Source organism: Marinifilum caeruleilacunae (assembly GCF_013141825.1).
Classification (GTDB): domain Bacteria; phylum Bacteroidota; class Bacteroidia; order Bacteroidales; family Marinifilaceae; genus Marinifilum; species Marinifilum caeruleilacunae.
In genome coordinates, this window is the sequence record NZ_RZNH01000025.1 from 1 (window position 1) to 12,778 (window position 12,778).

The window sequence follows — 12,778 nt, forward strand, 5'->3', positions numbered from 1 at the left end:
GATAGAAGAAAACCCACAAGAAAGCAGAAAAGAGTGGTTATTGTGGATGATGCAACGTGCAGGCAAGGGTAATAGTAATATAGTGCACCGTCAGTTTTGGCAACAAAATAACAAACCTATAGAATTGTGGAGTAACCAGGTAATAATAGAGAAGTTAAATTATATTCATAATAATCCGGTAGATGCAGGTTTTGTGGAAGAGGCACATCACTGGAAATATAGTAGTGCTAAAAATTATGCTGGTGAAAAAGGACAGCTTGATATTAAACTATTGTAATTTTCTGTATTCACAGGACACGAGCGAGACGCTCGCGCCAGCGGTCGGTGCAAACTCGGACCATCTGGGGTTACACTTTAGGAACACCAGGTTTGCTTATCGGTATCCCACTTACAATTCTCATTGTCATTTTCATTAAACGGTATGTACTGGAATCCTACGAATACATCTGTTTGGGAAAGAAAGAGGGGGTATCGCCGCAATAGTCAACAATTGTAATATAGCATGTGCTGCAAGCATTTGACTTGCGACTGAAAAAAATATAAAGACTTAAACCCAACCCACTTACACAAAAACGTAAGTGGGTTTTTTCTGTTATAGCATAAGCTGTTTACCCCAAATTCTCATTCCCAAATCTGCTAAATCGATGCTCAATGCCCGATTGTCGATGCTGAGTATGTGTTTGTCGATATCGCTAGGAATTCAATGTTTGCTTTTTCATATTGTTAAGCATCTTGAAAAAATCCTCTTTTGGCAGACTTACGAGTAGAACAGACTTCTTGCCGAAAACTTCCATTGAGCGAAGACTATGAATCCATTGCTTAGACGATTAAGCAAAGTAAAAAATGCCTTAAAAAAGTATCAGTATGAAAAGAAAAGATGTTTTATTTCTAAGTCTGTTTGTAGGAATGCTATTTGCCTTAGCTTGTGAACAAATTAACATGGATGATGAGTTTGATACCAAGCAAGCCGAAAAACAAAATGAATCTTCTGGCAAGATTAACTACGATGTGAGCCTAAAAAGTGCCAGGTTTTTAGCGGAATCGGTAGATCAGGACCAGGAACATAGGGTGAAAAAAGTAGACCCCATTGTTTATGCTGGTGATACCCTGCTTTACATTGTAAACTTTAACAAAGGATGGCAGGTAATATCGGGCGATAAAAGAACCGAAGCCATTTTGGCTTCCGATTCTGAGGGAAGCCTAAATGCCGACCACTTAGATCATCCGGGGGTGACAACCTGGCTAGGCGACCTTGCTGATCGAATATATGCATTAAAACAAGCCAACCCTGAAGTGCCTTATGATGAAAATATAAAACGATGGATTCTCATTGATAAAGCAGCACATTTTACCAAAGAAAATCTGGATTATTACAGGGCGAAATACAAAGCTGTTGCTGTAGGCAATAACAAAAGTACTCCGGGCGGTTGGGATGATGGTCGACGTTGGGTTAAACGCTTGATTTCTGTGAGTTCCAGAACAATGATAACAAATCAGGTTGGTCCACTCTTGCAAACCAAATGGGGACAAGGGGCTCCCTGGAATAGCAATGTTCCCAGTGTAAGAATAGGTAATGATTGGGTAAAATGCCCCACAGGATGTGTTGCGGTAGCTATGTCACAAATTATTTACAACATGCACTACTGCATCAACAAACCAACAGGATTATTTCATGATGTTTTGGGTACAGGAAGGATTTACATTAGACGTAATGATGTCCACTTTTATCGTGGCAATTATGTAACAAATTCTAACAGATGGGATCTGATGCCTTTGCGTTTTCAAAAAAGAGTTGTATACAATCCTGAATTAGGTCGATATATTTATGATTATACTACTCCTTATTCCTCTTATGTTGCGGATCTAATGGCAGATGTTGGCAACCGGGTAGATATGAGTTACAGCGCTAAAATAAGTGTCGCACGAACGAGTATTGCAGCATTTAATAGATATGGCATAAATGCCAGCGAAGCTGATTACGACTACAATACGGTTTACAACAATTTAAACAATAACAAACCTGTACTAGTAACAGCAGACGCTGATAAGGACAGGGTAGGCATATGGCCATTTCGACAAACGGTTTACAAAAAAGGACATGCCTGGGTAATTGATGGTTACAGGCAGAAAGAAACCACCTCTACTTACATCTACGAGTGGGAATTTGTAGGTCACATAGACGATGAATATTTAGAACGGAATAACCCTTACTATAAAGATCCTGTTGGACATGAAGCTTTATCTCCTTCCTCCATTGATGATGATATTTATCATGGCAAACGGGTCACTGAAACCTACACTAATACACATAATCACCTAATAATGAATTGGGGTTGGGATGGAGCATATGATAATGGAGAATATGCTACTTACTCCAGTGCAATATGGACAGCTGGTGAGTATGATTTCCAGTACAGGAAGAGAATCTTTTACGATTTTAGATAGAAATTTTAAGAGTTTCGGAAGCTGTTCATATAAGATCTTCCAGATCATTGAGTCGCAAATGAGAAATTGTAGAAGCATAGGATTCCCAATTAGAAAAATAATCAGATAAAAAACTTAAGTTATGAAATACACACTAATTACAATTTTAATACTAGCCTTGCTTTTTTCTTGCAAAGACAAATATATACCAGGTGGTATCGATTATTTTTATCTGCCCAGAGAATGTAAAATTTTAGGTGCAAGTAATGCCTTTTTAAAAGACGAAGGTTCCTTTCTCGGCTTGGAAGGTCTCTATTCCATTAATAGAATAACCAATGAAGAGAATAGTGTGAAAGTAGAAAATTATTTACTAGACATCTATACTAGTAATGTAAACCCGGAAATTATTGAGGCCTATATGAGTTCCCCGGACTACAAGGGAGAATCGCTTATTCAATTAATTGATAGTGTTTTTCTTGATGAACATGATTTTGACATGGAAAGGCAAATGAGTAGGTATCTCGAAAGCAAATCTTCTCTGTCATCATCAAGTACAGCTACTGATGGTGTAAATTTGGTGCCATTAGAGTATCGCTTAAGTGAAATAAAAGACCTTAAGATTTACAGTACGAGTTCTCTTTTTGGGGAAAAGGCAGGAAGACCCCTAAACAGATACTTTCAAATTTACAGTACTTCTAATGGTTTTGTATTCGATCGTAACAAACAACTTATTCCACTCAAAAATAAAGAGTGGAGCCTTGGAAAGTACCTAAGTATTGCCCCCATTGCATCAGTAGATTTATTTCTATGCTTTAAATCAGCTCCACCCGAACTGCCCATTGATACCCGAATGGTGGTGGAAATGGAACTGGCAAACGGGGAAATTTTACGAGATAGCAGTGCACTGGTGAGACTTCTCAAATAAGTGAAATGTAGTGATTTGAGACAACAAAATACATTTTAATTATGAAATACACACTAGTAATAATTTTAATAGCAGCATTGGTTTTTTCCTGTAAAAAAGAAGATAATGAGATCGATGGAGTCATGTATCAATATATACCTCGCAAATGTAATTTTGTTTTTGCGAAACATGCTTACTTAAAAGAACATGGCCCCTTTCCCGGTATAGAACGCACTTATACTTTGGAACACATGCAGGATTATGCCTTTAAGGATGGTGAAATGCAAGAAGCAGCCATCGACCTAAAAGCTGAAAATTATATAATGGCTGTTAATACCAGTAATATAAACAGTGGTACAATATACTGGTATTTTAACCCTTATTTTTTAGATAACCCTCTTTCTGAAGAGTACTTTGATGCACGTGATATAAGTATGGAAAACCAATTGAAACGGTATTTCCAAAATGGCTCGGGTGGGAGTGGAGGTTCGTCTTATTCTTCTGCAAATCTTAAAAGTATAGAGTATCGTTTAAATGAGGTGAAAAATTTAAGGATTTTCAGCACAAATTCTCTTTTTGGTGAAGATTCGGCAACTGCTTTGAACGCATACTTTCAAATTTATAGCGTTTCTCATGCTTTCATCTTTGATGCCAACAAGCAGTTAATTGCTCCAAAAATAGAAGGGTGGAGTATTGGTAAATATTTAAGTATTCGCCCCTTTGCATCAGAACTTTTATACCTGCGCTTTAAATCGCTACCACCCGAACTGCCTGTCGATACCCGAATGGTAGTGGAAATGGAATTGGCAAACGGTGACGTTTTACGAGATACCAGTTCAATGGTAAGACTATTGCCTTAAAGTTGGGATATCTGTAATGATTGCGAGCAGTACCAGTGGCTGCTGAAATGCTTGTGCAGGCAATTAATAAGAATCAAAAATCGGCTTAAAAATATGAAAACAAACAAGCTATGTATCGTGCTGTATTTGCTACTTGGAGCATGCGTGGAAGACATTGATATTGAAAATAAATGGGAGCAAAAAATTGTGGTGAACTGTACATTGGATACAAGCAGTGTGCAAATTCTTAAGCTTACCTACAGCAATCCGTTGGGAGTACATTATTACGATGAGGTGGAAACTGCCACGGTTAGCCTATACGAAGACAGCAGCATGCTGGGGCATTTTACAAAAACAGCATACGCTCACTGGGAATTGAAATACAGACCGCGTGCAGGAAAAAGCTATCAGTTAAAGGTGGAAGTTCCCGAACATAAGGAGATAAGAGCATCTACCACAATGCCTTTTCCCCTGCAAATAAGCAAGGCAAATGGAAATGATTCTGGCACCCGAAAGCATTTGAATCAAAAAATGGCCAACTCTCCTTACTGGCTTTTTATTTTAAGGCAAAAGAAAAGTGAGCAATACCCGATGAATTTGACTCCACAAGTGTCTGCCAGCGATGAGTTAGAAAACCAGTTGGGTACAAACCATCCTTTTAGCGATCATTTTAACATTTCAGATCCCGCAGAAAGTTTTATCAAGCAGCCATTTGACATGTACATCAGGATTGAAACACCGGAAGAAAAGGCTGAAACTCCTCATGATTTTTACATTGAAGGCCGTCTGAGCAAATGCCTTCTTTTTTGCAGGGCAGCTTCTCCCGAATACGACCGATATCTGAAAAGCAGTATTCAAAAAATATTGGTTTATGAAGCTTCAGAAGATCCCTCGCAATGGTTCGATGAAAACGAGGTGTATTCCAATATAGAAAACGGGCTTGGGATATTTGCAGCCTACTCCGACCACATATTAATGTACGATGACGATTGGGGGATATGACAAGTGCAGAAAATCCTGAAAAATGCAATTAATAGGTCAATCCTTTCCTGTTGTTATGCTTTTATGATCAGAACTCTACGATTCACTTACCAAACAAATTTTAATCGAATGAAAGAACGATTTTATTACACAATACTACTTGTAATTTGCAGCCTTGCGACAATTGGTCAAGAGCATATTTCTATCAGTGGGATCGTATTAGAGAGCGATACTAAAAAAGCAATTCCTTCCTGTAATGTGATTGTAAGAAATGGGCAGACCAGGCTAAAGACAGGAACCATATCGCAAGGCGATGGTACTTTTCTCATTCACATTAAAAAAAGCCCGGGTGAAACTGTAGACTTACAAATCAGTCATATTAATTATCAAAACAAAAGCATTCAGCTTAGCGCTGATAAAGATCAGCAGGTCAAGATCTACCTAAAGCATAAAGATTATGCACTTTCGAATGTGAATGTTTATTCCGACCACCTTCCCGAAAATCGGGGTAATGTCTTTTCCTTTTCGCCCGAGCAGGCAAAGTCAAGCATTTCCATTGCCGGCGAACCCGATGTAATCAGGCATCTGTCTGGTCTTCCGGGAGTAGCACAGGGAATTGAAGGCACACTGGGTTTGTTTGTGCGCGGCAGTAACAATGGCAGTAACAGGGTAGAATTTAATGGCGTTCCCTTTTATTCCTACTCACATTTGGTAGGGCTTTTTTCTGCATTCCCATCCGAAGTAATCAAGCAAAGTACATTTCGTCCGGGAGGAATTCCTGCACAATCGGGCGATCTTTCCTCTTCAATTTTACAAATCACCAAAAAGAAAGCCAAAGCTGATTCCTTGAAAGGCAAGATTAGCTTATCGCCTTATCTTGTTGGTGCCTACCTTGCTTTTCCCTTGAAAAAGGAGAAAGTCTCCTTGCAACTCTCTACAAGGCATTCAATACTTCCCTATATTTTAAATGGTATAGCCGATTTAAATGAGGATGAAGATGTGGAAGAGGAACAAATGAAAGCGCAGGTAATGGATTTTACAGCCATTCTCGATTGGCAAGTAAATCAGCACAACAGCATAGATCTAATGCTTTACGCTTCGAACGATTACTTCGATTTTAAAGACGAAAGCAATCAAAACAAGTTAAACTGGGGGAGCAAAGTAGCGAAATTAGCCTGGGAGTGCCAGCTCTCACCTGTGTTAGAATGGAGAACAAAGTCTTATTTCTCTCATAGCTATTCGGCACGGGAATCGATTTATTTTAATGAATATCGTAGCGATCATCATCCGGAATCGCAATTGAAACTGGGGACAAAACTGAATGAATGGTGCGTAAACAGTGAATTGCAATACGATTTTACCGATCGTTTAAAAATGACCACAGGTTTGAATTACCAGAACCGGGCTTTTCATCCTGCATCGGAAAAAACGCTTTATGAGCAAAATAGTCATAGCAAATCCAGTCCTGACTTAAAAGTGGGACTCCTGGCGGCTTATGCTAATTTTCGCTATCATATTCCTCAAAAAATGGAATTGATGGCGGGCTATAGGCATACGATTCAATCGGGAGACAATAGTAGTAAAGTCAGCAATTTCGATTTGCGCTTTCTAGCAGATATTTATCTCCATAAAAAAATGGGGATTGAACTGACTTTTGATAAGCTCACGCAATATTACCATGTGCTGGAAGGCTTGCCCACTGGCTGGTCCTTAAATGTTTTAATTCCTTCTTCCGATTTGCATCCCGAAGAAGTTACAAAACAGCTTTATGCAGGTTTCTTTTTGAAAGAACAGCAAAAGGATATCAATTTTCAATTGACATTGGGGGCTTATTACCGAAAAATGAAAAATCTGCTTAGCTATAAAAACAGTATTAATCTCTTTGGTTTGAACGATGCCACCTGGGAAGATGAGGTTGATGTTGGAAAAGGGTATTCCTATGGGGTAGAACTCTCGGGTTCGCTACAAGCAAAAAAACTAGGTGCAACAATGGCCTACACCTTATCAAAATCTGACAGGAAATTTAAAGAAATCAACCAGGGGAAGAGCTACCCTTTTAAATTTGACAGGCGACACATCCTAAATCTGCAAACGAAATATACAGTAGCGGAAAAAATCAATAAGAAGAATCAAAAAGTAAAGCAGTTTGTTAATGCGGTTTTGGCCTTCTCAACAGGGCACAAAACTACTTTGCCGGTTTCCTCATACCAGGGAGTTTTACCACCATACTGGAATCAGCGTGCAAACGGATGGACTTTGCCCATCGAAGCGGATAACAACGCCTATCACAGGCAGGAAATGACCGCACGAAACGCTTATAAAATGAAAGATTATTTTAGAATCGACCTTGCTTATACTTTCGTGAAATATCGCAAAAAATCAAAACGCGAACTCTCCATTTCTATTTTTAATGTATTAAACAGAAAGAACCCTTACCTGTACTTTTATGACGAGGAGAGATGGCAGCAATTAAGCATTGTGCCAATTATGCCATCTGTTAGGTGGTCTTTGAGTTTTTGATTTGGAACCACTATCTCCAACCAGTTCAAGTCTCTAACTTGTGGGTAAGCAGGCTGGCGAGAGTTTACCCAGTAGCCCTACAGCTCAAAGAAAGTATTTTTTGAAGATTTCAACTATCCATACATTTTTTACAATTCAATTTGTAAGCCTTTTAGCCTAAAATAAAACTCACCAAAGTGTTAGTAAATTAGGCATTTATACTTTGTAGATACTCCTTAAAGTCTCAGAATTGGAATGTGAGACGATTCGTATAGCAAGTAAGAATAAATTAGCATTCCCATTTAGAAAATATTCAAAATAATAGAAAGGAATTTGAGAAATCACCTTGCGTTTGTGTGGCTTTACAAATTAGTCTATTTGTAATTAGAATGCATTGCTTCAGTTTATAGGGTGTTAAAGCATATGCAAAATACTTAAAACTTGGTATAAACCAGGAAACGATTGGGCAAGAATTATGATTCAAAAAAAAGTATGGAGAAATTAAAGACATTGGCAATTGCTATACTGCTTAGCGGCTTTTTATTTGTTGGTTGTAGTAAAGAAGAAAATGACCACCACTCATCTAATTATCTCAAATTAGGCGGCTCCAAATATGATTTACAACAAGGAGTTTTAGAGAATTTTGGTAGTAAAGGGAACAGTAGCAATAAATTTAATTTAACTCTACTTTCAGCAGGTTTTACAATACATGAATTTGATGAAGTATTTGACTCTATTTCTGGAACAGGACATGGAGTATATTTTGTGCTCTATTCGTCAAGTTCTGAAAAATTAGAGATTGGAGATTATGTATACGACTCCTATGCAAGTGGAGAATCCAAAAGCTATGATTATGCTGATGGAGTAATTAATTACAACACACAAACCGAAGAAGGAAGCTACCTGGAGATCACCAATGGCACTTTAAGTATATTACAAAACTCAGAAACTTATGAAATTTCTTTTAATGGTACCGATGATGATATTTCATTCTATTACAAGGGTTCTCTTAATGATTACGACTATAGTGAACATGTGAGTGAGAGTACTGCTTATCCCAAATCTATAACACTAAAGGCCGAATTAAGAATACAATAAATGTGATTAGTGTCTGAGCATTTTTTCTACATATGAGTGCCAAGTTAGATGCCCCTCGCTGATGCGAACTTCATGCTCCTATCTATTCTCATAGAAAATAATTTAACCCAAGCCACTTACAGTAAATGTGAGTGGCTTGTTTGTTTTGGTACTGGAAACTCGCTGGCTATTTTTACCTAAGCTAATTTATTGTTACATTGAGAACGGAAGTGTTTTGTTGAAATTTGGCAGGAGAGAGGGCAGTTTGAGTATTAATTGTTTTCCTGTATTTACTTGGACACGAGTGAGACGCTCACGCAAGCGGTCGGTGCAAACTCAAACCATCTGGAGATCTTATTAGAACTGCAGATGAAAATGTTAAAAGATATTTAGGTGATGATGCAAGAAAAGCTATTGAAAAACTTAATGATGAATAAAGCAATAGTATTTTTTTCCTTTATAATTTTACTTATGTCTTGCCAAGAAGGTGAAGATGTAATATTAAAATATGATTATGCGGGTAAATCTGTGTTATCGAGTAACATTAAATATTACTCGATTGTTCAAAATATCACAGATAGTGTTGTGATTAAAAGCTATTATGTTGGTTTAGATTCAACAAATACTATCTCTAAAGAATTAAACTTTCAAATTTTTGAAAAATATAACGATACAGAGCATTTTTTATACGGAGCAATTCAATTGAAAAAAGATAAGGGCTGTATTGGTGCTAAATGGAGAAGTTCTAGAGAAGATATTCAATATGATAGTCTTGATGTTTCTTTAATTGGTGTAGTTGATACAATATTCTCTAATGTTCGAGTTAATGATTGTTACATATTTGACATTAAATATGATAATAATTCGGATGAAGATTTGTCAGATTATAGAATTTATTTCGATTTTAGGAGTAAAGCTGTATTAAAAAAAATCTATTATCGTAATCAAAAAATTAAAGGTGTGGAAGAGATAATAAGGGTTACCCCCGCAAATGCAAACTCGGACTATCTGGAGGTGCTCCACATGAAAGAAAAGGATCATCATTTCAAATAAACAGTATAAATGTTTCACCACTTGGTTTTCCAATAACATGGAGAATTCGATACTTGGACTACCTTCTATACTAATTATGAATAACAATAAAATATGAAAAAGAATAATTTTAAGTTGTTGTTTGTTCTATTCGCAGTAATCTTTATTTTGTTTGTACTGTTAAATTTGATAGGTCCAACACCCCCTACAACTGAAGATTTTTTATCAAGTCATTATGATTTAGGATTTACAGATTTTGAAGTTAAAGGTGTGGTACAAGAAAAGTATTTAAGTGATTCACATAATCGACCAATAGTTGTTATTAAAAATAGTGATGATAAAACGTATAAATTTTATTTTCAGACAAATGATGAAGAGTTTTATAATTACGTTCAGATAGGAGATTCGGTTTATAGTAAACGAAAAAGCTGTAAAGCTAAGGTGTGGAGTGAAAAAAGAATTAGAAACTTTAATTTTTTAGAATAATAAAAAAATTAAGTAATGTTTTATAAGAAGAAAGAATTTATAATATCATTGTTAATGATCCTTTTTGTAGGATACTACATTGCTGACAGTAATAGATATTATGACGGCTTTAAAAATGATAGTACCAAGTTATTTTCAATTAAATTTGAAGGAAAAGTAGAGGATATTAATGTTGATAGAGGTTGGGTTACAATAGTTCTCAAGAATGACGAATCTTTTTCGATTAGATCATCAGCAAATAATAATTATAATCCTAGACTTTTGAGTCGATTTCTGAGGATAAATGATTCTATTTATAAGCCATCAAATTCGGATACACTATACGTTTTTAAGGAAAAGCGTAAATATTATTTTATAATGGAAACTTTAAAACTGAATGAGTGATATTCATAACTGTTCTCCCCAGATGGCGCGAGTTTGCATAGCCCGCTAGTTCGAGTTTGCTCCCAGATCGCTATCGGGATCGGACTCTGCGAAGCAGTATATAAGAAAACCCCAAGCCACTTACAGTAAAAATGTAAGAGGATTTTATTATCAACCTCTTTTTTAAGCAACATATTCCAATAAATCGATATTCAGCCTACGCTTGTCGATACACAGCTATTGTTTGTCGATAGTACTGTTCTAATTTTCTTTTTCTGAATAAGTTTAATGCGAAAAATGAATTCATAAACAACTACATTAAAACAAGAGAAATGGAGAAAGTACTCATCATTTTTAATCGTGAACCTTACGACAATACCGATGTAAACTGGAATGCATTAAGGCTTGCCGAAACACTGCGAAAAAACGGGCAGAAAGTAAGAATTTTTCTAATGAATGATTCTGTCGATATGGCAAGAGATGTGTGCAAAGCACCAGAGGGAAGTGAGGATTTATCGCAAATGCTGAAAGACCTTATTGCCAATGGAGTTCCTGTTAAGGTTTGTGGTTCTTGCATGTCGCGCTGTGGGATCTATAAAAATCATCCCTATTTCGAAGGAGCCGAAAAATCAACCATGCAAGCATTGGCTGAATGGACCATCGATAGCGACAAGGTCTTGACTTTTTAAACATTAAAATGCTTGTCAATTGCCGCAAATCTGCGACTTGTGACTCAAAAAGAAACTTAAGCCACTTACAGTAACATGTGAGTGGCTTTTTAGTATCTCTTAGTTGAGTTGTTTTATTTAAGACTTGTGGTAATTAATATTTATTAAAGGCATTATCCCATTCAATAAAACTCCTACTAAGACACCATTTTTCTCGTTTTTTCAACAAAATATCATATCCATATTTATAATAAATATAAATCTAACAATAAGGGGCATAAAGTTAAGTTTGTTTTTTGTTAAACTTGTAATCGATCCTTACCTTTAGGCTTATCATATTTTAGAATTAATGTTCTATAAAAAATGGTCATTATTTGTACTTTTCAAATATATGGCCACCCAATTGCCATGAACAAACGAATCGTACTACTGCTTATTGCACTGCTTCTTATAGGAAGCTATTTTTACCTGGGCCGTAGCAAGGGAAAACCTGTGGAGAGCTTCGAAGCCTTTCACAAGGTTTTTAGTGAAAAGTACGCATTGTTTGATGTGAAACAGATCGATTGGGATGCAGAATACCAACACTACTCCAAACTGGTGAACGAGCATACCAGCGATGATGAACTGTTTGCCATTTTTCAGGAAATGCTTCAAAAGCTGGATGATAAGCATTGCTACATTTACCGTTTCAATGAAATCTATTTTTCGGGTTTTGGCCTGCCTTCTTTGAACTATTACGATTTATTATCCTTCGATTTTCGATTGCCACGCAATGGTTTTTCCCTGGATGTGATTGAAGATGAATACCTGCTGGAATCGGAAAAATCACTGCAGGTTTATTCCTTTTTGCCACCAATGGGCATTCGCAAAGTCTTTACAACAGGTTGGTTGCAGGATTCTATAGCCTATATCCACATGAGTGAGATGAGCAATCGTTCCGAAGAGGTTCATGAATCGATTCAGCATTTTCTGAAGAAATACCAAACTGCAAAAGGCTATGTAATTGATGTGAGAGACAATATTGGAGGCTATTCGATGCCATCAAAAGAATTGGCAGCCCATTTTAGCCAGGAAGAGCATACCTATGCCATTTCTCGATTGAGAAATCCGGAAAATACCGCGAAGTTTAAAGCAGCTGAACCCTGGATTTTATATCCCGCAAGGGAAAGCACTTACCAAAACCAGCCTATAGCCTTGCTTACCAACCGAAATACCCAAAGTGCAGCCGAATTGTTTTGCCTGATGATGATGACTTTGCCAAGGGTAAAACAGATTGGTGATACCACTTCGGGCATTTTTGCCGACACTCACATTGGAAAATTGCCAAATGGCTGGGAATATCGACTATCGGTACGCAAAACCAATAATGCACATGATGCTGTGGTTGAAGATATTGGCCTTGTACCTGATATCCTGATACAAAATGATTACCAGGAATTGCAAGCAGGAAGAGATCTGGTTCTGGATTGGGTCATTGAAGATATGATAATAAACAATAATTAAAA

At 36.9% G+C, this 12,778-nt stretch carries 11 protein-coding genes and 1 pseudogene; all 12 read left to right on the top strand.

What is annotated here, in order from left to right:
• A pseudogene (locus ELS83_RS14110) lies at window positions 1–277 on the top strand (REP-associated tyrosine transposase); the annotation flags it as partial.
• Between the two features lie 587 nt (window positions 278–864).
• Window positions 865–2,445: a C10 family peptidase gene (locus ELS83_RS14115; protein WP_171596205.1), complete on the top strand. Its 1,581-nt coding sequence runs from the start codon at window positions 865–867 to the stop codon at window positions 2,443–2,445.
• A gap of 121 nt (window positions 2,446–2,566) precedes the next feature.
• Window positions 2,567–3,349: a hypothetical protein gene (locus ELS83_RS14120; RefSeq protein WP_171596206.1), complete on the top strand. Its 783-nt coding sequence runs from the start codon at window positions 2,567–2,569 to the stop codon at window positions 3,347–3,349.
• 41 nt (window positions 3,350–3,390) lie between these two features.
• Complete coding sequence (locus ELS83_RS14125) at window positions 3,391–4,188, top strand: hypothetical protein (protein ID WP_171596207.1); 798 nt, start codon at window positions 3,391–3,393, stop codon at window positions 4,186–4,188.
• 93 nt (window positions 4,189–4,281) lie between these two features.
• Window positions 4,282–5,169: a DUF4249 family protein gene (locus ELS83_RS14130; RefSeq protein ID WP_171596208.1), complete on the top strand. Its 888-nt coding sequence runs from the start codon at window positions 4,282–4,284 to the stop codon at window positions 5,167–5,169.
• 108 nt (window positions 5,170–5,277) lie between these two features.
• Window positions 5,278–7,668, top strand: a complete 2,391-nt coding sequence (locus ELS83_RS14135) for a TonB-dependent receptor (protein ID WP_171596209.1) — start codon at window positions 5,278–5,280, stop codon at window positions 7,666–7,668.
• Window positions 7,669–8,139: 471 nt separating this feature from the next.
• Complete coding sequence (locus ELS83_RS14140; RefSeq protein ID WP_171596210.1) at window positions 8,140–8,745, top strand: hypothetical protein; 606 nt, start codon at window positions 8,140–8,142, stop codon at window positions 8,743–8,745.
• A 375-nt stretch (window positions 8,746–9,120) separates the two neighbouring features.
• Entirely contained in the window at window positions 9,121–9,777 is a 657-nt protein-coding gene (locus ELS83_RS14145; protein ID WP_171596211.1) for a hypothetical protein, read from the top strand.
• Between the two features lie 93 nt (window positions 9,778–9,870).
• Window positions 9,871–10,242, top strand: a complete 372-nt coding sequence (locus tag ELS83_RS14150; protein ID WP_171596212.1) for a hypothetical protein — start codon at window positions 9,871–9,873, stop codon at window positions 10,240–10,242.
• A gap of 15 nt (window positions 10,243–10,257) precedes the next feature.
• The gene (locus ELS83_RS14155; RefSeq protein WP_171596213.1) at window positions 10,258–10,626 is read left to right on the top strand and encodes a hypothetical protein; all 369 of its coding nucleotides are present in this window, start codon (window positions 10,258–10,260) and stop codon (window positions 10,624–10,626) included.
• Between the two features lie 311 nt (window positions 10,627–10,937).
• Complete coding sequence (locus tag ELS83_RS14160) at window positions 10,938–11,294, top strand: DsrE/DsrF/TusD sulfur relay family protein (protein WP_171596214.1); 357 nt, start codon at window positions 10,938–10,940, stop codon at window positions 11,292–11,294.
• Between the two features lie 342 nt (window positions 11,295–11,636).
• Complete coding sequence (locus ELS83_RS14165) at window positions 11,637–12,776, top strand: S41 family peptidase (RefSeq protein WP_171596215.1); 1,140 nt, start codon at window positions 11,637–11,639, stop codon at window positions 12,774–12,776.
• The last annotated feature ends 2 nt before the right edge of the window (window positions 12,777–12,778 follow it).